A 21,703-nucleotide genomic window follows, 5' to 3' on the forward strand; every position below is an offset into this window, starting at 1 on the left:
TCCGAGACGGGCACGGCCACGACGGGCGCGGGCCTGGGTTCCCCGAGCACCTCGAGTGACGGCGTGTGTGCGGGACAACGCGCAGGCAGATCGCCCACGCGAGATGCCGGCGCCGAGAGTGGTCCCAGGGCGGCGCCTGTGGGACCACAGGGCTGAGCGCGTCAGCCCTGCTCAGGCGTCCTCGGTGGCGTCGCTCTCGGTACCGTCGCTCTCTTCGCCCGTGCCCTCGGCGACGAAGACCACGGCGCCCAGCGGGGGGACGCGGACCGACGCCGACCAGTCGCGGCCGTAGTGCGCCACCGGCTCGGCGACGATCGCCCCGAGGTTGCCGACACCGGAGCCGCCGTACGCCTCGGAGTCGGAGTTGAACGCCTCGCGCCAAATGCCCCCGTGGGGCAGGGGCAGGCGCCACGCCTCATGGGGAACGCCGGCGAAGTTGACGACGACGACGGCAGCGGGCCCGTCCGCGGCGTAACGGACGTAGGCGAGCAGGTTGAGGCCGGCCTCGTCGGACGCCAGCCAGCCGAAGCCGTCGGGCGTGTGGTCCAGGTCCCACAGCGCGGGTGTGGCTCGGTAGACCGCGTTCAGGTCGCGCAGGGACTGCAGCACCCCGCGGTGGCCCGGGTCGTCGAGCGCGTGCCAGTCGAGTGACCGGGCCTCGGCCCACTCGCCCTGCTGCGCGAACTCCTGGCCCATGAAGAGCAGCTGCTTGCCGGGGTGGGTCCACTGGTAGGCGAGCAGCGCGCGTACGCCGGCGAGCTTCTGCCAGTGGTCGCCGGGCATGCGCTCGTACAGCGATCCCTTGCCGTGGACCACCTCGTCGTGGCTGATCGGCAGGACGAAGTGCTCCGAGTACGCGTAGACCATCGAGAAGGTGATCTCGTGGTGGTGGTACCGGCGGTTGATGGGCTCCTCGTGCAGGTACCGCAGGGTGTCGTTCATCCAGCCCATGTTCCACTTCAGGCCGAACCCGAGGCCCTGGGCGGACGTGGGCGCCGTGACACCCGGCCACGCGGTCGACTCCTCGGCGATCATCATGATGCCGGGCGTGCGGCGGTAGGCCGTGGCGTTCGCCTCCTGCAGGAACGAGATCGCCTCGAGGTTCTCCCGGCCGCCGTACGCGTTGGGACGCCACTGCCCGGGCTGACGCGAGTAGTCGAGGTAGAGCATCGACGCGACGGCGTCGACGCGCAGACCGTCGACGTGGAACTCCTCGAGCCAGTAGGTGGCGTTGGCGACGAGGAAGTTGCGCACCTCGGGGCGACCGAAGTTGAAGACGTACGTCCCCCAGTCCGGGTGCTCGCCGAGCAGGGGGTCCGGGTGCTCGTACAGGGCCGTGCCGTCGAAGTGCGCGAGCGCCCACTCGTCCTTCGGGAAGTGGGCGGGGACCCAGTCGACGATGACACCGATCCCCGCGCGGTGCAGGCAGTCGACGAGGTAGCGGAAGTCGTCCGGGTGCCCGAACCGCGACGTTGGTGCGTAGTACGACGAGACCTGGTAACCCCACGACCCGCCGAAGGGGTGCTCCGCCACGGGCAGCAGCTCGATGTGCGTGAACCCGAGGTCGAGCGCGTACTCGGTGAGCTGGTGCGCCAGGTCCCGGTAGGACAGGCCCTGCCGCCACGACCCGAGATGGACCTCGTAGACGCTCATCGGGCCGGCGTGCGGGTCACGCGCAGCACGTGCGGCCATCCAGGCGTCGTCCGACCAGTCGTACCGGGTCTCCACGACGACCGACGCCGTGGCCGGGGGGATCTCCGTGCCCTTGGCCAGCGGGTCGGCCTTCTGACGCCACGACCCGTCCGCGCCCAGGATCTCGAACTTGTAGCGCGCGCCCGCCTCGACGCCCGGCGCGAACAGCTCCCAGATGCCGCTGTCGCCCAGGGAGCGCATGGCGTGGGTGCCGCCCTGCCAGTGGTTGAAGTCGCCGACGACGCGCACGGCGCGCGCATTGGGCGCCCACACGGCGAACGCGGTGCCGCGCACCTCGCCCAGCCGTCCGGGGTACGAGCGCACGTTCGCCCCGAGGACCTCCCACAGCTGCTCGTGGCGTCCCTCCCGGACGAGGTGCCGGTCGAGCTCCTGGACGGTCGGCAGGAACCGGTACGGGTCGTCGACGGTGCTCGTCGTGCCGCCGTACGTCACCTCGACGCGGTAGTCGGGGACCTCGGTGCCGGGGAGCAGCGCGTACCAGATGCCGTCGACCTCGTGCTGCGCCTCGACCGATCCGTCCGGTGTGACGACGACGACCCGGTCGGCGAGCGGACGCAGGGTGCGGACCGTGACCGCCCCGTCACCGACGTGCGGGCCGAGGACGGCATGGGGGTCGTAGAAGGTGCCCTCGGCGACGCTGTGCAGCGTGTCGTGGTCGACGGGCACGGGGGACGGTGCGGCCGCTGTCATGTGCCTACCCAACCACCCCTCGCGCGTTGCCGCAGGTGATCGCGCGCCGGCGGGGTCCGCGGACGGCGGTGGGCGCTCAGCGTGGCCGTCGTGCGGTGCTGCCCCGTGCGACGAGCCGGGGCAGCGGAGCCGTGGACGTGGTCGGACGGCCCGTGGCCAGCAGGTCGAGCACGGCGCCGGCGACCTGCACGCCCATCGCGTGGACGTCCAGCGCCATGGCCGACAGCGGGGGGTGCGCGAGACGGCACAGGTGCGAGTCGTCCCAGGCGAGGAGCGACACGTCGTCGGGGACGGTCAGGCCCAGCTCGTCGGCCACGCCCAGCCCGGCGGCCGCCATGACGTCGTTGTCGAAGACGAGGGCCGAGGGTAGGTCGTTGCGCCCGAGCAGCGCGCGGGTCGCGCGGGTGCCGGACTCCTCGCCGTAGTCGCCCTCGACGACCACGCCGTGCGCACCGCGTCCTGCGCACTCGGCGAGGAACGCCTCGGTACGTGAGCGGGTGTGCGCCAGCGCGGCGGGCCCGGACACCCTGCCGATGGTCGCGTGGCCGAGGTCGACGAGGTACCCGACGGCGTCCCGCATCGCCTGGCCGTTGTCGATCCAGACGTGGGCGACCCCGGGCAGCGCGCGCTCCGGGCCGCCGACGACGACGGTGGGGATGGCCAGCTCGGCGAGGACCGCCAGCCGTGGGTCGGCGGTGACGAGGTTGACGAGCACCACCGCGTCGACGAGGCGGCCCCGGCCCCAGCGCCGGTAGGCGGCGATCTCGGCGTCGTGGTCGGGGACGACGTGCAGCAGCAGCGAGCGGTCGTCGCTCGACAGGGTCTCCTCGATCCCACCGATGAGCTCCATGAAGAACGGCTCGAGGCCCAGCATCCGCGCCGGACGTGCCAGCACCAGTCCGATCGCGTCCGCGCCCACGGCCGTCAGCGTAGCTGCGGCGCGACCGCGCCCAGGGGTGGGCGCCGCACTAACGGCGGGCCCGTCACGACCCGACGCGGTGGGCGGGCACGACGACGTCGTTGGCGCTGCGCAGCACCGGAGGTGCCACCAGCTCGCTCGGGTCGAGCACGGCGGCCGTGCGCACGCGGAACGTGGTCCGTGCACCGGCCGGCAGGGTCACCAGCGCCTCGTCGACGGCCGCGTCGGGGTCGAGCCGGTCGACCAGCAGGGTGAGGTCCCGCACCAGGGAGCGCGCGGTCACCTCGACGTCGTAGCCGTCCTGCACGGGGTGGACGCGCGCGTCGTACGCAGCGGGGTCGAGCGCCAGGTCGACGTCCTCGAGCCAGGTGTGCACGGCGCGGCGCCGGTCGAGGGTGACGACGAGCACCTCCCGCGTCGGGTCGTCCGGGGTGCGCACGACGGGGGGCACCGGGAACGTGCCGACCGACCAGGCCCCGACCGTCAGCGCCAGCTCGCTGCGCGCGAGGACGACACCGTCCAGCGTCTGGCGCTCGAGGACGGCGACGCCCTTCCACAGCACCGGGGTGTCGTTGACGGCGACCAGCGACTCCCGGCCGTCGCGCGGCTGGATCGTCACCAGCCGCTCGGCGAAGGCTGCGCGCAGCGCCCACCACATCGGCTTGGGGCGGCCGTCCCCGTCGATCGCGGCCCACGAGGTCACGGGCCAGCAGTCGTTGAGCTGCCACACGATCGCGCCCGCGGTGGTCGGCCACCACGAGCGGTAGTGCTCCACGGCGAACCGGACGGCACGGGCCTGGTTGAGCTGAGCGGCCCACAGCCAGTCGGTGAAGTCGGTCGGGACCCCGAGGTGGGGCGCCATGCCGCGGTCGAGCTTGCCGGTGCCGTCCTCGGCCTTCTGGTGGAGCAGGAAGGTCGGGTGCTCCTTGCCGGCGACGGAACCGTCCTGCGCACGCACGGCACGCTGGAGGGTCGCCCACGTCGCAGGTCCCTGGAACCCGAACTCGGAGCAGAACCGCGGGACGTCGTCGCGGTAGGCGGTGTAGTCGACCCGGTTCCACACCTCCCACTGGTGGTGCGACCCGTGGTCCAGGTCGTTCGGGTGCACCTCGTCGAGGTCGAATCCCGGCGAGGCCGGGCTGTTCGCCACGTAGGGTCGCGTCGGGTCGAGCTCGGCGACCACGGCCGGCAGGATCTCGGTGGCGTACCGGTGGCCCCACGTGCGCCCGTCGAGCTCCTCCCGCCAGCCCCAGTCGCGGAACCCCCACAGGTTCTCGTTGCCGCCGTTCCACAGCACGAGCGACGGGTGCGGTGTCAGGCGCGCCACGTGCTCACGGGCCTCGGCCTCGATCTCCTCGCGCAGCGGCGACTCCTCCGGGTACGCGGCGCACGCGAGCAGGAAGTCCTGCCACACGAGCAGCCCGCGCTCGTCGCACAGCTCGTAGAAGTCCTCGGACTCGTAGGTCCCGCCACCCCACACCCGGAGCAGGTTGAGCCGTGCGCCGAGCGCCTGGTCGAGGCGACCGGCGAGGCGGCTGCGTGTGACGCGGGTGAGCAGGTGGTCGTCGGGGATCCAGCTCGCGCCGCGGACGAACACGGACCGGCCGTTGACGCGCAGGGTGAACGCGGCGCCGTGGTCGTCGGGGGCGGTGTCGAGCTCGACGGTGCGGAAGCCGATCCGCCGCGACCAGGTGCCCAGCAGGGGGCCGGTCCCGCGCGGGCCGGCGGGGGCCGCCGGGTCCGCGGCGCGCAGCTCGACGTGCAGGTCGTGCAGCGGTTGCGCGCCGTGGCCGACGGGCCACCACAGGGGTGCGTGCGGCACCTCGAGGCGCGCCGTGGCCCCGGTGGACCCGGTGCCGATCTCCGCGACCGCCTCGGCGCCGGCGACCCTGGCCGTCACCACGAGCGGGACGCCGCCGCCCGGCAGCCCGGACCTCTCCACGTCCACGTGGACGTGCACGACGCCGGTCCCGTCGGGCTCGACCGTGACGAGCGGTCGGACCGTGGCGAGCCGCGCGACCCGCCACCGCTCGACGCGCACCGGTCGCCACAGTCCCGCCGTCTGCAGGTCCGGCCCCCAGTCCCACCCGAACGAGCAGGCCATCTTGCGGACCATGTGGAAGGGCTGCGCGTACGCCCGCGGTCGGGGGCCCAGACGCGCGGCCTCGGCCTCGGCGTACGTCAGCGCGGACGCGATCTCCACCCGCAGAGTCTGCGTGCCGGGCCGCAAGTGGTCGCGCAGGTCGACCCGGTAGGTGCGGTGCTGGTTCGCGGTCGCGGCCAGCCGTGCCGCACCCAGCGACACCGTCGCGACGGTGTCCACGCCCTCGAGGACGAGGTCGACGCGTTCACCGGCGGTCGCCGGCGCCGCGGCCAGCGGCCGCTCGTAGACCCAGTCGACGCGCTTCATCCACGCGAGCTCCTCCTCGTGGCGGTCGACGTACGGGTCGTCGATGAGCCCGGCCGCGAGCAGGTCGGTGTGGGTGGTGCCGGGGACGTGGGCCGGCACGCCCGACCGCAGGTGGTGGGCCAGCGCGGCGGGGAGGTCCGCCGGCAGGGTCGAGGCGACGGCGGTGAGGGTCCAGCCCTCGGCGAGGACGTCGTGGGTCATCGGTGAGGCGCTCCCGGGTCGCGGCCCCGGCGCGGCGCAGCGTCGCGCGGCAGGTCGACGGTGACCTGGAGCCGCAACATTGTTAGGCGACTGAACGAAGTAAGTCAACGTCGTAGGGTAGGCCCGATCCCCACGGAGGTGAGCGGTGCACCAGCGTCCCGACGACGAGACGACCCCCACGACGAGCGCCCCATCGGGCGGGCCCCTGCCGGGCACGCCACCCGAGCTGCTGCACCTGCGTGCCGCCGGGGTCAGCCTCGTCCTCGACCTCGCGGGCCTGCCCCGCGTCCTGCACTGGGGAGCCGACCTCGGCGCCCTCGAGGACGCCGCGCTCGCCGACCTGCGGCACGCCGCGCGCCCGGCGCCGATGGGGTCGCCGGTGGACGGCGAGGTCGTGCCCTGCGTGCTGCCCGCCCACGCGGACGGCTGGCTCGGGACCCCCGGACTGACCGGGTCCCGCGCCGGGCGGGCGTGGTCCGCGGCGTTCGCGGCCGGTGCCCCGTCGCTCACCCGCACCCACGACGGCGGGGCGGTGCTCGTCGTCCCGGCCACGGACACCGCCGCAGGGCTGGGCCTCGAGCTCGTGCTCGAGCTGACGCCCCAGGGTCTCGTGCGGCAGCGCGCCACGCTCACCAACGCGGGCGACGACGTGTACGAGGTCGGCAGCCTCACGCTCACGCTCCCCGTCCCGGCACGTGCCACCACGCTCCTGGACTTCGGCGGGCACTGGGCGCGCGAGCGCTCGCCGATGCGCACGGCCTTCACCCACGGCACGCGGCTGCGCGAGAGCCGACGCGGACGCACCGGCTTCGACTCGCCGTACGTGCTGGTGGCCGGCACCGAGGACCTCGCGCACCGCCGCGGCGAGGCCTGGGGGTGGCACGTCGCCTGGTCCGGCAACCACCGCAGCCTGGCCGAGCGCAGCCACTACCACCCGGGCCTGCTCGGCGGCGGTGAGCTGCTCGTCCCCGGGGAGGTCCGGCTGGCCCCCGGGGAGTCCTACACCAGCCCCTGGGTGTACGGGTCGTACGGCGAGCGGGGCCTCGACGCGCTCGCGGACCGCTTCCACGCCTGGCTGCGGGCCCGTCCGCAGCACCCGCGCAGCCCGCGGCCGGTCACCCTCAACACCTGGGAGGCCGTGTACTTCCACCACGACCTGGAGCGGCTCGTCGAGCTCGCCGACGCGGCTGCGGCCGTCGGCGCGGAGCGCTTCGTCCTGGACGACGGCTGGTTCGGGTCCCGGCGGGACGACACGAGCGGCCTGGGGGACTGGTTCGTGTCCAAGGAGGTGTGGCCCGACGGGCTGGGCCCGCTGATCGACCACGTCACCGGCCTCGGGCTGCAGTTCGGTCTGTGGGTCGAGCCCGAGATGGTCAACCCCGACTCGGACCTGGCGCGTGCGCACCCGGACTGGATGCTGCAGCTGCCCGACCGGCTGCCGCGACCCGCGCGTCACCAGCAGGTGCTCGACCTGGCGCGGCCGGAGGCGTACGCCTACGTGCTCGGACGGCTCGACGCGCTGCTCACCGAGCACGACATCGCGTACCTCAAGTGGGACCACAACCGTGACCTGGTCGACGCGGGCCACGGACCGGACGGGGTCCCCGGGGTGCACGGTCAGACCCTGGCGGTGTACCGGCTGCTCGACGACCTGCGGGCGCGCCACCCGCGCGTCGAGATCGAGTCCTGCTCCTCGGGTGGCGCGCGGATCGACCTCGAGATCCTGCAGCGGACGGACCGGGTGTGGGCGTCGGACTGCATCGACGCGCTCGAGCGCCGGTCGATCCAGCCGTGGACCAACCTGCTGATCCCGCTGGAGCTCATCGGCGCCCACATCGGCTCGGGCACCGCGCACAGCACCGGCCGCAGCGCCTCCCTCGGGTTCCGCGCGGGCACCGCGCTGTTCGGCCACCTCGGCATCGAGTGGGACCTGCGGGAGGCCGACGACGCGCAGCGCGCCGAGCTCACGGCCTGGGTCGCGCTGTACAAGGAGGTGCGCGGTCTGCTGCACAGCGGCGCGAGCGTGCACGCCGACTCCGCGGACCCCGCGGTCCAGGTGCACGGCGTGGTCGCGCAGGACGGGTCGGACGCGCTGTACGCGATCGCGACGGTCGCGTCCTCGGCGCAGATGCCGGCCGTCGCCGTCCCGCTGCCGGGTCTCGACCCCGACGCGACCTACCATGTGCGCCCGCAGGCGCCGGGTGACGGCGTGACGCACGGGCAGCCTGCGCCGTGGTGGGGGCCGGACGGGATCCGGGTGACCGGGCGTGTGCTGGAGCAGGTGGGCGTGCGTCCCCCGTACCTGTCGCCCGAGCGGCTGGTGCTGCTGCGCGCGACGCGGGTGGGCTGACACCGGCCGGCCCGTCGGTCGAGGGGAGCACGAGTGAACGCAGGCACACCCGGCCCCGGCGCCGCGCACACCAGCAGCCGCAGCGCGATCCTCGACGTCATCCGCGCCGCCGGGACGATCAGTCGCGTCGAGCTGACCCGCGCCACCGGGTTGACCGCGGCCACCGTCTCGACCGTGGTGCGTCGCCTCATCGACGAGGGGCTCGTCGTGGAGGCCGGGCGGGCGGAGTCCACGGGCGGCAAGCCGCGCATGCTCCTGCAGCTCGACCCCGCGGCGCGCCACGCCGTCGGCGTGCACCTCGACCACGCCGGGATCACCTACGTCATCGCCAACCTCGGCGGGCAGGTCGTCGCCCGCTGGCGACGCCCCGGCGCGGGTGCCGACGACCCGCGCGACGTCGTCGCCCGGATCGCCGCCGAGATCTCCGCGACCGTCGCGCGGGTCGGCGTCGATCCGGAGCACCTGCTCGGTGTCGGCGTGGTCTCACCCGGCCCGCTCGCGACCGCCACCGGCATGACCCTCGCCCCGCCCGTCATGCAGCACTGGGCCGAGTTCCCGCTGGCCGACGCGATCGAGGACGCCGTCGGGCTGCCCGTGCTGCTCGACAACGACGCCACGGCGTCCGCCCTCGGTGAGTACTGGTCCGGGGGCGTGCCCACCGGGGCGGTCTGCGCCGCGCTGTACATGGGCACCGGCATCGGCGCCGGGATCATCGTCGACGGGACCGTGTACCGCGGTCGCTCGTCGAACGCGGGCGAGATCGGGCACGTGTGCGTCGACGTCGACGGGCCGCAGTGCTGGTGCGGCAGCCGGGGGTGCATCGAGGTGTTCGCCGGGCCGGGCGCCGTGGTCGCCCGCGCCGCCGAGGCCGGGATCGCCCTGCCCGGGCGCAGCGTCTCCGAGGACTTCGCCGCCCTCGCGCGGGCCGCGGCACGTGGCGAGGAGGCACCGGTCCGGCTGCTCGGGGACTCGGCCCGGTACCTGGCGGCCGCCGCGCAGGTGCTGGCCAACGTGCTCGACCTCGACCTGCTCGTGCTCACCGGCGCCTCGTTCGCGCACGCCGGCTCGCTCTACCTCCCGGTCGTGCAGGAGCGGCTCTCGGGCGGCTTCTTCGCCCGCGGGACGCACGACGTGCGCGTGACGATCTCGTCGCACGCGTCCGAGGCGGCAGCGGTCGGGGGCGCCGCCCTCGTGCTGCAGGCCGAGCTCGCGCCCCGCGCGGCAGGGCTGCGGATGGTCGTCGACACCCTGACCGAGGTCCCGGCGGGGCCGGGCGTGGCCTGACGCGCCGTCCCGGTCAGGGGAGCAGGCGCTCCAGGCCCGCCTGGGGGATCGGTGCCCACGCGGGGCGGTTACGGGCCTCGTACACGGCCTCGTACAGCGTCTTGTCGAGCTCGAGCGCGCGCAGCAGCAGCGTGCTCGACGGGTCGTCCGCGAGCCCGTACCCCGCGAGCAGACCCGCGCGGGCGTCGGACGTCCACGCGTGCGCGGCCTCGCCGGTGAGCCCCCCGACGGCCGCCGCGTAGTCGAACGAGCGCAGCAGGCCCGCGACGTCCCGCAGCGCCAGGTCCGGCAGCACCCGCGCCGCGAGCGGCGCCAACGGCTCCCCCTCGAAGTCGATGACGAACCACCGGCCCGCCGACCGCAGCACCTGACCGAGGTGCAGGTCCCCGTGCACCCGCTGCCGCGCGGGTGTGTCCGGCAGTGCGGCGACCTCGTCGGCGAGCGCGCGCACCCCGTCGCCGTACCCCGCCAGGGACGGCACGGACGCCGTGGCCCAGGCCAGGCGGTCGGCCAGGGCCCGCGCCAGCGTCGGCCCGCCCTCGGCGTCGGGTGTCGTACCGAAGGCGCGCACCAGGGCGGCGTGCATCCCGGCGACCGTCGCACCGAGCTCGGCCGCCGGTGCCCCGAACGCGCGACCCTCGCCGGCCCACGTGCACGCGAGCTCGAACCCGTCCTGGGCGCCGGGCACGAACGTGCTCAGCACGCCGAGGTACCCGACGGCGGCCTCGCCGTCCGGTGCCGTCCAGCGGGCCTGCGCCCACGCCAGCGGGGCCGGCACACCGTCCCAGCCTGCCTCGACGAGCCGACGCGGGACGTCGATGTCGGGGTTCTCGCCGCCCGCGAGCGTCCGCAGCACCTTGAGGATGCCCACCGGCACCCCGTCCGCGCCGGGCAGCACCACCGAGGTGTTCGACTGCTCCCCGGTCACGACGCGCGCCCGGGCCACGTCGACGTCGGCCCCCGGGCCGTCGGCGGACGCGAGCCACGCCGCGAGGAACCGCGCGTCCCCGGCGGCGTCGAGCACGGTGCGCCCACCGACCGTGCCGACGACGGCGGCGACGTCCGTGCCGGCGGGCGGGTCACCGTCCACCAGCACGACCGGCACCTGCAGCACCACGTCGACCTCGCCCGCCCGGGCGTGCACCAGCACCACGCGCACGTCCGGCGTCAGGTGCACGGCACCCACCGGGGACAGCCGCGCGTCGGTGCCCTTCGCCGGGTACCAGCGACGCTGCGGCAGCCACGTGCCCAGCAGGTCGACCACCCCGTGGTCGACGTCGTCGGGTGCCAGCGCGTCGAGGATCACGGTGCCGTCAGCTCCAGCCAGTAGAACTCGCGCGACCCGAGCGTGAACACCATGGTCCCGTCGGGCCGGACGTCGGGGAAGTGCGAGCCGCCGAACACGTCGCGGGCCGTGGCCCCGGCGCGCCCCGGCAGCGTCACGGTCGCCGCGCGTGCCGTCGCCGCGAGGTTCGCGACGACGAGGATCGTCTCGTCGTCAGTGCGCCGCAGGAACGCCAGCACGGACTCGTTGTCGCAGGGCACGACCTCGAACGTGCCGAGCCCCAGGGCGGGGTGCTGCCGGCGCACCGCGAGCATGCCGTGCACCCAGTGCAGCAGCGACGTCGGCTGCGCCAGCTGCGACTCCACGTTGACGTTGCCGTAGTGGTAGACGAGCGACTGCACGAGCGGGAGGTAGAGCTTGCCCGGGTCGGCCGTCGAGAAGCCGGCGTTGCGGTCCGGCGTCCACTGCATCGGGGTGCGCACCGCGTCGCGGTCCGCCAGCCAGATGTTGTCGCCCATGCCGATCTCGTCGCCGTAGTACAGGCACGGGCTGCCCGGCAGGCTCAGCAGCAGGGCGTGGGCCAGCTCGATCTCCTTGCGGGAGTTGTCCAGCAGCGGGGCCAGCCGCCGGCGGATGCCGACGTTCGCGCGCATGCGGGAGTCCGGCGCGTACCAGCCGTACATCGACGCGCGTTCCTCCGTCGAGACCATCTCGAGCGTCAGCTCGTCGTGGTTGCGCAGGAAGGTGCTCCACTGGCCGCCGGCGGGGATCGGCGGCGTGTCAGCGAGGATGTCGACGATCTGCGTCGCCCGCTGGTCGCGCAGCGCGTAGTAGATCCGCGGCATCACCGGGAAGTGGAAGCACATGTGGCACTCGGGCTCGTCGTCCGTGCCGAAGTAGTGCACGACGTCCTCGGGCCACTGGTTCGCCTCGGCGAGCATGATCCGGCCCGGGAACTCCTCGTCGATCACGCGCCGCACCTTGCGCAGGAACTCGTGGGTCTCCGGCAGGTTCTCGCAGTTGGTGCCCTCGGCCTCGAACAGGTACGGCACCGCGTCCAGGCGGAACCCGTCGACACCGAGGTGCAGCCAGAAGCGCGCCACGTCGAGCATCGCGTCGACCACCCGCGGGTTCTCGAAGTTCAGGTCGGGCTGGTGACCGAAGAACCGGTGCCAGAAGTACTGGCGCCGCACGGGGTCGAAGGTCCAGTTGGACGTCTCGGTGTCGACGAAGATGATGCGCGCGTCCTGGTAGCGCGTGTTGTCGTCGCTCCACACGTAGAAGTCGCCGTACGGCCCCTCCGGGTCCGAGCGGGACGCCTGGAACCACGGGTGCTGGTCGCTCGTGTGGTTCATCACGAGGTCCACGACGATGCGCATGCCGCGGCGGTGGCACTCGGTGACCAGGGTGCGGAAGTCGTCGAGCGTGCCGTACTGCGGCGCCACGGCCGTGTAGTCGGCCACGTCGTAGCCACCGTCGCGCAGCGGCGAGGGGTAGAACGGCGGCAGCCACAGGCAGTCGACCCCGAGCCACTGCAGGTAGTCCAGGCGCTGGATCAGACCCGGCAGGTCCCCGCTGCCACCGCCCGCCGAGTCGGCGAACGTGCGCAGCATGACCTCGTAGAAGACGGCCGTGCGGTACCACTCCGGGTCGTCGGAGAGGCCGCTCGGGACGGCCGGCGTCGGGACCTCGGGCTGGCGGCGTGCCGGCAGCCCCCGTAGTGCGATCGCCGCGGTCGTCGGCGGGGGCTCGCGGTGCGCCGCGCCGCCGGGCGCCGCGGCAGCCGGTGCCGTCGCGACGGGCACGGGCGCCCCGGACACGGCGTCGGGCGACGGGGACGACCCCGGGGGCGCCGTCCCGGGCGGCGGCACGGGCGGCGTGGCGTCGGTGGCCGGTGTGCCGAGCACCGGGGTGCGCGGCGTGCGCGAGTCACCCACCGCGCCGGACTCGTCCCCGGCGGGCGGGAAGGGCGGCCTCATCGTGCCTCGACGGCGTGCTCGAGGTGCACGACGTGCGCGACGCGGACCTGCGGGTCGAGGCGCACGTACACCTCGTCGGACCAGGCGTAGGTCTCACCGGAGAGCACGTCGTGGGCGACGACGCCGCGGTCCGTGGGCAGGGCGAACGCCGCCAGGTCGAGCTGCACCGTGCCCTCGCGGGCGCCGTGCGGGTCGATGTTGACGATCACCACCACCGTGTCGGGCCGCCCCGTGGGGGAGTGCTCGGCGTCCAGGTGCCGCGAGAAGCACACGAGTGCGTCGTCCGACGTCGGGTGGACCCGCACGTTGCGCAGCTGCTGCAGCGCGGGGTGCGCCCGCCGGATCTCGTTGAGCCGCCCGATGAGCAGGGCGATCCCCAGGTCGTCGGCCTTCGCCCAGTCGCGGGGACGGAACTCGTACTTCTCGTTGTCGATCTGCTCCTCGACGCCGGGGCGCGGCACGCTCTCGACCAGCTCGTAGCCGGAGTACACGCCCCAGGTCGGGGAGCCCGTCGCCGCGAGCACGGCACGGACGGCGAACCCGCCCACGCCGCCGTGCTGCAGGTAGGGCGGCAGGATGTCGTGCGTCGTCGGCCAGAAGCTCGGGCGCAGCCAGGGTGCCTCGTCGCCGCCGACGCGGGCCAGGTACTCCTCGAGCTCCGCCTTGGTGTTGCGCCACGTGAAGTACGTGTACGACTGGTGGAAGCCGATCTTCGCGAGCGTCAGCATCATGGCCGGCCGGGTGAACGCCTCCGAGAGGAAGAGCACGTCCGGGTGGGCGGCGTGCACGTCGGCCAGCAGCCGCTGCCAGAACGACAGCGGCTTGGTGTGCGGGTTGTCGACCCGGAACGCGGTCACGCCGTGGTCGATCCACACCTGCAGGACGCGGCGCACCTCGGCGTAGATGCCCTCGGGGTCGTTGTCGAAGTTCAGCGGGTAGATGTCCTGGTACTTCTTCGGCGGGTTCTCGGCGTACGCGATCGTGCCGTCCGCCCGCGTCGTGAACCACTCCGGGTGCTCCGTGACCCAGGGGTGGTCGGGCGAGGCCTGCAGCGCGACGTCCAGCGCGACCTCCATGCCCAGCGAGCGGGCGCGCGCGACGAACGCGTCGAAGTCCTCGAACGTGCCCAGCGAGGGGTCGATCGCGTCGTGCCCGCCGTCCGGGGACCCGATGGCGTACGGCGAGCCCGGGTCGCCCGGCAGCGCCGCGAGCGCGTTGTTGCGGCCCTTGCGGTGGGTCGTGCCGATCGGGTGGATCGGCGTGAGGTACACGACGTCGAAGCCCATCGCGGCGATGCGGGGCAGCTGGTTCGCGGCCGTGCGCAGGGTGCCCGACGTCCACTCCTGCGTCGCCTCGTCGAAGGTCGCCCCGTGCGACCGGGGGAACAGCTCGTACCACGAGCCGGTCAGCGCCAGGCGGCGGTGCACGACGAGCGGGTAGGTGCGGGACGCGGTCACCAGGTCGCGCAGGGGCGCGCGGTCGAGGGCCTGGCGGACCTGCGGCGACAGCGCCGCCGCGAGGCGCGCGAGGGGCGGGCGCGTGGTGTCCCGCAGCGCGGCGACCGCCTCGAGCAGCGTGCGGGCGTCCCGCGCGGACATCGCGTCGTCGCCCGTGCGCCCCGCGGCACGCTCGAGCACGAGCGTGCCCTCGGTGAGCATGAGCTCGACGTCGATCCCGGCCTCGACCTTGATCGCGGCGTCGTGCGCCCACGTGCCGTACGGGTCGGACCACCCCTCGACGCGGAAGGACCAGTCACCCTCGGAGTCGGGCTGCACGCGGGCCTCGAACCGGTCGAGCCCGGGGGCGACGTCGACCATCCGCACGGATGCGTGGACCGAGCCGTCGGGGCGCAGCAGCACGGCGGTGGCCCCCAGGGCGTCGTGCCCCTCGCGGATGACGGTCGCGCGCACCGGCACGGCCTCGCCGACGACCGCCTTCGCAGGGAAGCGGCCCTCCTCGGCGACGGGCGACACGTCGAGCACCGGGATGCGTCCCACCGGCACCGTGGTGGGGACCGCGACGGGCGCTGTGGGCGTCGTCGGCGGCTCGGACGCCGTGCGGGCTCTGGACGTGGGGGGCGCAGCGGCTGCTCCGGGCGTGGCGGGCGGCTGCTCCGGCGCGGGCACGGGGACATCGGCACGTGGGCGGCCCGGGGGTGTGGCCGGGGACGTGCGACGAGGGCGGCGGGGAGTCGTCACGGTCCCGAACCTATCCGGCCGGTCGGGGTGGCGGCATCCGCTGGCGGCGCGTCGGGCGGCGCGCCGCGGGGCGCCGCCGTACCTGCGGGCCCGGGACCCGGACACCCGTCCGGGTCCGGGGGGTCCGGGGGGCTGTGCGATCCGTCCGTTCTGCGTAGTCTGCGCCCGTGAGAGCGATCCGCCGGTTCACGGTCCGCACCGTCCTGCCCGCGCCCCTGGCCGATCTCGACGACCTCGCGCACAACCTCCGCTGGTCGTGGCACCCCGGCACGCGCGCCGTGTTCGCGGACCTCGACGCCGCCGTCTGGGAGCAGGTCGACGGCGACCCCGTCGCGTTCCTCGGCGCCCTGGGACCCCAGCGGCTCGAGGGGCTCGCCGCCGATCCCGAGATGGTCGCGCGGGTGCGCGCCGCGGCGTCGGACCTGCGGGCCTACCGCGAGCAGCCGCGCTGGTACCAGCGGCAGACGGCGGCTGCGCTGCCGGCGTCCGTCGCGTACTTCTCGCCCGAGTTCGGCGTCGCGGCGGCGCTGCCGCAGTACTCCGGCGGTCTCGGGGTGCTCGCGGGCGACCACCTCAAGGCGGCGTCGGACCTGGGCGTGCCGGTCGTGGGGGTGGGCCTGCTGTACCGCGCCGGGTACTTCCGCCAGGGGCTCGACCGCGCGGGACGCCAGACCGAGACGTACCCCGTGCTCGACCCCGACGGTCTGCCCCTGACGTTGCTGCGCGAGGAGGACGGCAGCCCGGCCCTCGTCGGGCTCGCGCTGCCCGGGGGCCGCACGCTGCACGCGCAGGTGTGGGTCGCGCAGGTCGGCCGGGTGCCGCTGCTGCTGCTCGACTCCGACGTGCCCGCCAACGACGCCGCGGCCCGCGCCGTGACCGACCGGCTCTACGGCGGCGCCGGCGACCACCGGCTCGAGCAGGAGCTCCTGCTCGGTGTCGGCGGCGTCCGTGCCCTGCGCACCCACGCGCGGCTCACCGGCTCGCCCGCACCCGACGTCTTCCACACCAACGAGGGGCACGCCGGGTTCCTCGGCGTCGAGCGGATCCGCGAGCACGTCGCCGCGGGCTCGTCGTTCGCCGGCGCCCTCGAGCTGGTCCGCTCGACGACCGTCTTCACGACGCACACGCCGGTGCCCGCGGGCATCGACCGGTTCGAGCGCCGGACCGTCGAGCAGTACGTGCGGGCGCTCGACGACGCCGGGGACCTGCCGGTCGCGGACGTGCTCGCGCTGGGCGCCGAGGACCAGGAGGGCGGCGACCCCCTGGTGTTCAACATGGCGTTCATGGGGCTGCGCCTCGCCGGCCGCGCCAACGGGGTGTCGCGGCTGCACGGCCGGGTCTCGCGCGAGATGTTCGCCGGCCTGTGGCCCGGCTTCGACCCCCAGGAGGTGCCGATCGGGTCGATCACCAACGGGGTGCACGCGCCGACGTGGGTCGCCCCCGAGATGACGGCGCTCGCCTCCCGGCGGATGAGCCCGCACGACCTGGCGACGGGCAGCGGCTGGGAGGACGGGGGCGCGATCAGCGACACCGAGCTGTGGGAGCTGCGCCGGCGGCTGCGCTCCCGGCTCGTCGACGACGTGCGCCGCCGCGTCCGGGCCTCCTGGCACCAGCGCGGTGCGTCGTCCGCCGACCTGCGGTGGGTCGACGACGCGCTGTCGCCCGACGTGCTGACCATCGGGTTCGCCCGGCGGGTGCCCACGTACAAGCGGCTGACCCTCATGCTGGCCGACCCCGCGCGGTTCGCGGCGCTGCTGCTCGACGAGGACCGGCCCGTGCAGGTCGTCGTCGCCGGCAAGGCGCACCCCGCCGACGAGCCCGGCAAGCGGCTCGTGTCCGAGCTCGTCGCGTTCGCGGACCAGCACCACGTGCGACACCGCATCGTGTTCCTGCCCGACTACGACATGCGGATGGCCGCGACGCTGTACCCGGGGTGCGACGTGTGGCTCAACAACCCGCTGCGTCCGCTCGAGGCGTGCGGCACCTCCGGCATGAAGGTCGCGCTCAACGGGGGTCTGAACCTGTCGGTCCTCGACGGCTGGTGGGACGAGTGGCACGACGACGACAACGGGTGGGTGGTCCCCACGGCGGACGGCGTCGACGACCCCGACGCGCGCGACGCCGCCGAGGCGGCGGCCCTCTACGACGTGATCGAGCAGCAGGTCGTCCCCACGTTCTACGACCGGGACGAGGACGGCACGCCGCGCCGCTGGCTGGCGATGGTGCGCCACACCCTCGCGACGCTGGGGCCCAAGGTGCAGGCCACGCGCATGGTCGCCGACTACGTGGCGCACCTCTACGTGCCCGCGGCCGCCGCCGGCGCGGCCCTCGCCGCCGACGACAAGGCCGGAGCGGTCGCGCTCGCCGACTGGAAGGCGCGGGTGCGCGCCGCGTGGCCGCAGGTGAGCGTCGACCACGTCGACTCCGGCGGGGTGGACGACGCTCCGCGGGTGGGGGACCGGCTGCACGTGCGGGCGTGGGTCGCGCTCGGCGACCTGACGCCCGACGACGTCGAGGTCCAGGTGCTGCACGGACCCGTGGGACCGGACGACGAGATCGCCGCGTTCGGGGTCGCGGCACTGCGGCTGGACGACACGTACGAGGCCGACCGGTACGGCTACGCGGGCGACGTGGAGCTGACCGCGACCGGCCCGTTCGGGTACACGGTCCGCGTCGTCCCGCGCCACGAGGCGCTGACGTCCGTCGCGGAGACGGGTCTGGTCACCACGGCCACCTGACGACGCGCCGCCGGCACGCCGGGCGCGTCAGCCCGCGGCGGCCAGGGCGCGACCCGTGACGCGACCCGTGTGCAGGCAGCCGGCGAGGAAGGTGCCCTCGAGCGCACGGTGGCCGTGCACGCCACCGCCGCCGAAGCCCGACGCCTCGCCCACGGCCCACAGCCCGGGCAGCACCTCGCCGTCCGGCCGCAGCACGCGTCCCTCGAGGTCGGTGGCCAGGCCACCGAGGGTCTTGCGCGTCAGCACCGAGAGCCGGATCGCGTACAGGGGGCGGTGCGCGGGGTCGAGCAGGCGGTGCGGGGGTGCCACGCGGACCGCCCGGTCGACGACGTACCGCCGGGCCGTCGCCGTCGCGGTGACCTGCAGGTCCTTGCCCAGGCCCGTGGCCACCTGCGCGTCGCGCGCCGCGATCGTGCGGGCGAGCGCGTCGGGGTCGATGCGCGAGGTCCCGGTGAGGGCGTTCATGCCCGCGGCGAGCCCGTCCGGCGTCGCGGCCGCGACGAACTCGGCGGACCGCTCGGCGAACGCCTCGACGGGGCCGACGGCGCCGCGACGCACGCGCTGCAGGAGCAGGCGCAGGTCCCGGCCGGTGAGGTCGGGGTTCTGCTCCGAGCCGGACAGCGCCAGCTCCGTGCCGAGGATCGTGCGGTCGAGCACGAACCACGAGTGGTCGTCGCCGCGGGCGGTGACGTGCCGCAGCGCACCGAGGGAGTCGAATCCCGGGAACAGCGGCGGGGGCAGGCGGTGGCCGTCGGCGTCGAGCCACAGCGCGCTCGGCCCGGGCAGGAGGCGGATGCCGTGCGCCGTCCAGACGGGGGAGTGGTTGGCGACGCCCTCGGGGTAGTGCCACATGCGGTCGGTGTGCGCGACCAGCGCGCCGGCGTCGCGTGCGGCCGCGATCCCCGACCCGTCGACGTGGTCCGGCACACCCGAGAGCATCCGCCGCGGCAGGCGGCCCGCCTGCGCCGGCCACGCGGCCCGGACCAGGTCGTGGTCGGCGCCGATGCCGCCGGTCGCGACGACGACGGCGGGCGCCTCGACCTCGAACGGGCGCACCACCGTGCGGGACGACGGGGCCCCGCGCCCGGCCCGGTCGGCCGCCAGCACGTCGCCGCGGACGCCGGTGACACGCCCGTCGGTGGTCGTCAGCGCGGTCACCCGGTGCCGGAACCGCACCTCGACGCGGCCGTCGCGGTGCCCGGCGAGCAGGGAGCGCACGAACGGCTCGAGGAGGCCCGGACCGGTGCCCCACGTGACGTGGAACCGTGGGACGGAGTTGCCGTGCCCGTCCGCGAGGTAGCCGCCGCGCTCGGCCCACTGCACGAGCGGGAACCATCGCACGCCCTGGCGGCGCAGCCACGGGCGCAGGTCGCCCGCGGCGAACTCGACGAACCCCTCGGCCCACGCGCGTCCCCACCGGTCCGAGCCGTCGTCCGCGAAGGCCGCCGAGCCGTACCAGTCGGCGAGGGCCAGCTCGGCCCCGTCCCGCACCCCCAGGCGACGCTGCTCCGGGGAGTCGACGAGGAACAGGCCCCCGAACGACCACCACGCCTGGCCGCCGAGGCTCGCGGGCGGCTCCGCGTCGAGCAGCAGCACGCGCCGGCCCGCGGCCAGCAGCTCGGCGGTCGTCACCAGGCCCGCGAGCCCGGCGCCGACGACCACGACGTCGTGGGCGTGCCTCATGCGCGCACGCTACCGCCGTCGTCGGGGCGTGTCAGGGGCGCACGTAGACGCGCATGCTCAGGGGCTCGACGGTGGTGACCGAGCCGACCGCCTGGTGCAGGCCCCCGGAGATCGCGGCCGTCGAGACCTCCGACGGGTGCTCCCACACCGAGTCCCACGCCAGGGTCCACGGCGGCCCCTCGCCGTCGGCCAGCTGGACGGCCACGGCGTCGAGCGCGCCGTTGACGACGAGCAGGACCTGGTCGTCGTCGGGCGCCGGGGCGGCGCGGACCATCTGGAAGGTGCGGATCGCGGTGTCGTGCCAGCGGTCGTGGTCGAACGGTGCGCCGTCCGCTCCGTACCACCCGAGGTCCGGCGGGCCGCCGGGTGTCCGCGGCCGGCCGGAGTAGAACGTCTCGGTCCGCAGCGCCGGGTGGTCGCGCCGCAGCGCCAGCAGGTGCCGGGCCGTCGCCAGCATGTTGCGTCGCCAGGGCGTCAGGTCCCAGCGGACCCAGGAGGTCGCGTCGTCCCGGCAGTACGCGTTGTTGTTGCCGCGCTGGGTCCGGCCCATCTCGTCCCCCCCGGTGATCATGGGGGTGCCCGCCGCCAGCACGAGCGTCGCGAACAGGTTGCGCACCGACCGGCGGCGCAGCGGCGCGATGTCGGCGGCGGGCGAGTCGCGCTGGACCGGGCCCTCGACGCCGTGGTTCCACGACCGGTTGTCGTCCGAGCCGTCGCGGTTCTGCTCCCCGTTGCCGGCGTTGTGCTTGTGCTCGTAGGCGACGAGGTCGGCCAGCGTGAACCCGTCGTGCGCCGTCACGTAGTTGACCGACGCGCGCGGCCCGCGCACGAAGGGCGGGGAGCCGTGGCCGAACAGGTCGACCGACCCCGCCAGCCGCGTCGCCAGGTCGCGCACCCGGTGCCCGGGCAGCCCGTGGGCGGCGCGCCCGGGGTCGGCGAGCCAGAACGAGCGGACCGCGTTGCGGAAGCGGTCGTTCCACTCGGCGAAGGGGGCGGGGAACTGACCCGTGCGCCACCCGCCGGGTCCGACGTCCCACGGCTCCGCGACCAGCTTGAGCCCTGCGAGCGACGGGTCGGTCGCGGCGGCGACGAGGGTCGCGTGGTCCGGCCGGAACCCGTCGGTCCCGCGCCCCAGCGTCACCGCGAGGTCGAACCTGAACCCGTCGACGCCGACGACGTCCGCCCAGTACCGCAACGAGTCCAGCGTCAGCGCGACGACGCCGGTGCGGCGGAAGTCCAGGGCGTTGCCCGTCCCGGTGACGTCGACGAGCGTCGCGGGCACCGCGCCGTCGTGCGCGTAGTAGTAGGCGTTGTCCAGCCCGCGCCACGACACGTGCTGACCGGGCGCGCCGCCCTCGCAGGTGTGGTTGTAGACGACGTCGAGCAGGACCTCGAGGCCGGCCTCGTGCAGCGCGTGGACCGCCGCCCGCAGCTCCTGCAGCACGGCGGCGGGTCCGGCCGCGCGTGCCGCGGCCGTCGCGTACGCGGCGTGCGGCGCGAAGAACCCGAGCGTCGAGTAGCCCCAGTAGTTGGTCAGGCCCTTGGCGACCAGGTGCGGCTCGGAGGTGAACGCGTGGACCGGCAGCAGCTCGACCGCCGTGACGCCCAGGCCGAGCAGGTGGTCGACGACCGCCGGGTGCGCCAGGCCCGCGTACGTCCCGCGCAGCTCCGGCGGGACGTCGGGGTGCAGGTGCGTCAGGCCCTTGGTGTGGGCCTCGTAGACGACGGTGCGCGACCAGGGCGTCCACGGGCGGTTGGCCGCCGGGTCGGGACCCGGCAGGGCCCGGGTGTCGACGACCACGCCGTGCGGCACGTGCCCCGCCGAGTCCCGGTCGTCGCGCGGCCCGTACGGGTCGCCCGTCAGGTCGTCGCCGACGACGTGGCCGTAGGTCTGCGGCCCGTACCCGAGCTCGCCGACCAGGCCGCGGGCGTACGGGTCGACGAGCAGCTTGGCGGGGTTGTAGCGCAGCCCGTACGCGGGCTCCCACAGCCCGTCGGCGCGCAGCCCGTAGCGCTGGCCCGGACCGACGCCCGGGACGGACGCCGACCACACCCCGAGCCGTGGCCCGGACAGCGGGACCCGGCGCTCGACCGGCGCGTCGACGGGCCCGTCGAGCAGGCACAGGTCGACGGACGTCGCGTGCGGCGCGAGCACGGCCACGTCGACGCCGGTGGCCGTGACGTGGACGCCGAGGCGGAGGGGACCGCGCAGCGGGCCGGTCGTCGCGGTGTCGTTCACAGGGCCATGGTGCC

Annotated in this window: 11 protein-coding genes; 3 read left to right on the forward strand and 8 right to left on the reverse strand. The window is 74.9% G+C overall.

What is annotated here, in order from left to right:
• Positions 1 to 171: 171 nt before the first annotated feature.
• The 3 genes from glgB to Cph01nite_RS09115 all read right to left on the reverse strand — a co-directional run bounded on the left by glgB (position 172) and on the right by Cph01nite_RS09115 (position 5,933).
• On the reverse strand, positions 172 to 2,403 hold the full coding sequence (gene glgB, locus Cph01nite_RS09105) for a 1,4-alpha-glucan branching protein GlgB (RefSeq protein ID WP_203673457.1): 2,232 nt from the start codon (positions 2,401 to 2,403) through the stop codon (positions 172 to 174).
• 76 nt (positions 2,404 to 2,479) lie between these two features.
• The gene (locus Cph01nite_RS09110) at positions 2,480 to 3,322 is read right to left on the reverse strand and encodes a LacI family DNA-binding transcriptional regulator (protein WP_239069156.1); all 843 of its coding nucleotides are present in this window, start codon (positions 3,320 to 3,322) and stop codon (positions 2,480 to 2,482) included.
• A gap of 64 nt (positions 3,323 to 3,386) precedes the next feature.
• Positions 3,387 to 5,933, reverse strand: a complete 2,547-nt coding sequence (locus tag Cph01nite_RS09115) for a glycoside hydrolase family 2 protein (protein WP_203673459.1) — start codon at positions 5,931 to 5,933, stop codon at positions 3,387 to 3,389.
• Between the two features lie 145 nt (positions 5,934 to 6,078).
• On the opposite strand from Cph01nite_RS09115, the gene Cph01nite_RS09120 reads away from it, so the two are divergent.
• Both Cph01nite_RS09120 and Cph01nite_RS09125 read left to right on the forward strand, forming a co-directional pair.
• Positions 6,079 to 8,283, forward strand: coding sequence for an alpha-galactosidase (locus Cph01nite_RS09120; protein ID WP_373307554.1), 2,205 nt, complete (start codon positions 6,079 to 6,081; stop codon positions 8,281 to 8,283).
• 33 nt (positions 8,284 to 8,316) lie between these two features.
• The gene (locus tag Cph01nite_RS09125) at positions 8,317 to 9,567 is read left to right on the forward strand and encodes an ROK family transcriptional regulator (RefSeq protein WP_203673462.1); all 1,251 of its coding nucleotides are present in this window, start codon (positions 8,317 to 8,319) and stop codon (positions 9,565 to 9,567) included.
• A 13-nt stretch (positions 9,568 to 9,580) separates the two neighbouring features.
• Here Cph01nite_RS09125 and Cph01nite_RS09130 read toward each other — a convergent pair whose 3' ends face one another.
• The 3 genes from Cph01nite_RS09130 to Cph01nite_RS09140 are packed head-to-tail and all read right to left on the reverse strand — an operon-like array spanning position 9,581 to position 14,957.
• A complete protein-coding gene (locus tag Cph01nite_RS09130; RefSeq protein ID WP_203673464.1) occupies positions 9,581 to 10,873 on the reverse strand; it encodes a maltokinase N-terminal cap-like domain-containing protein in 1,293 nt (430 codons plus the stop codon).
• Complete coding sequence (gene treS, locus Cph01nite_RS09135) at positions 10,870 to 12,831, reverse strand: maltose alpha-D-glucosyltransferase (RefSeq protein ID WP_239069157.1); 1,962 nt, start codon at positions 12,829 to 12,831, stop codon at positions 10,870 to 10,872. Before treS ends, Cph01nite_RS09130 begins: the two co-directional genes overlap by 4 nt.
• A complete protein-coding gene (locus tag Cph01nite_RS09140; RefSeq protein ID WP_373307555.1) occupies positions 12,828 to 14,957 on the reverse strand; it encodes an alpha-1,4-glucan--maltose-1-phosphate maltosyltransferase in 2,130 nt (709 codons plus the stop codon). The genes treS and Cph01nite_RS09140 overlap by 4 nt, the downstream gene beginning before the upstream one ends.
• Positions 14,958 to 15,196: 239 nt before the next feature.
• Between Cph01nite_RS09140 and glgP the strand changes: the two genes are divergently transcribed.
• Positions 15,197 to 17,767: an alpha-glucan family phosphorylase gene (glgP, locus tag Cph01nite_RS09145; RefSeq protein WP_203673465.1), complete on the forward strand. Its 2,571-nt coding sequence runs from the start codon at positions 15,197 to 15,199 to the stop codon at positions 17,765 to 17,767.
• Between the two features lie 27 nt (positions 17,768 to 17,794).
• Here the strand turns inward: glgP and Cph01nite_RS09150 are convergent, their stop codons facing one another.
• Positions 17,795 to 19,450, reverse strand: coding sequence for an FAD-binding dehydrogenase (locus tag Cph01nite_RS09150; protein WP_203673466.1), 1,656 nt, complete (start codon positions 19,448 to 19,450; stop codon positions 17,795 to 17,797).
• A gap of 31 nt (positions 19,451 to 19,481) precedes the next feature.
• On the reverse strand, positions 19,482 to 21,689 hold the full coding sequence (glgX, locus tag Cph01nite_RS09155; RefSeq protein WP_239069158.1) for a glycogen debranching protein GlgX: 2,208 nt from the start codon (positions 21,687 to 21,689) through the stop codon (positions 19,482 to 19,484).
• Positions 21,690 to 21,703: the final 14 nt, after the last annotated feature.

It is taken from the genome of Cellulomonas phragmiteti (genome assembly GCF_016862775.1).
GTDB classification, from domain to species: domain Bacteria; phylum Actinomycetota; class Actinomycetes; order Actinomycetales; family Cellulomonadaceae; genus Cellulomonas; species Cellulomonas phragmiteti.

What these genes read in the sequence shown, in the direction of transcription:
- glgB (WP_203673457.1), bottom strand. Translation starts at nt 2,403, where the DNA reads ATGACAGCGGCCGCACCGTCCCCCGTGCCCGTCGACCACGACACGCTG.
- Cph01nite_RS09115 (WP_203673459.1), bottom strand. Translation starts at nt 5,933, where the DNA reads ATGACCCACGACGTCCTCGCCGAGGGCTGGACCCTCACCGCCGTCGCC.
- treS (WP_239069157.1), bottom strand. Translation starts at nt 12,831, where the DNA reads ATGAGGCCGCCCTTCCCGCCCGCCGGGGACGAGTCCGGCGCGGTGGGT.
- Cph01nite_RS09150 (WP_203673466.1), bottom strand. Translation starts at nt 19,450, where the DNA reads ATGAGGCACGCCCACGACGTCGTGGTCGTCGGCGCCGGGCTCGCGGGC.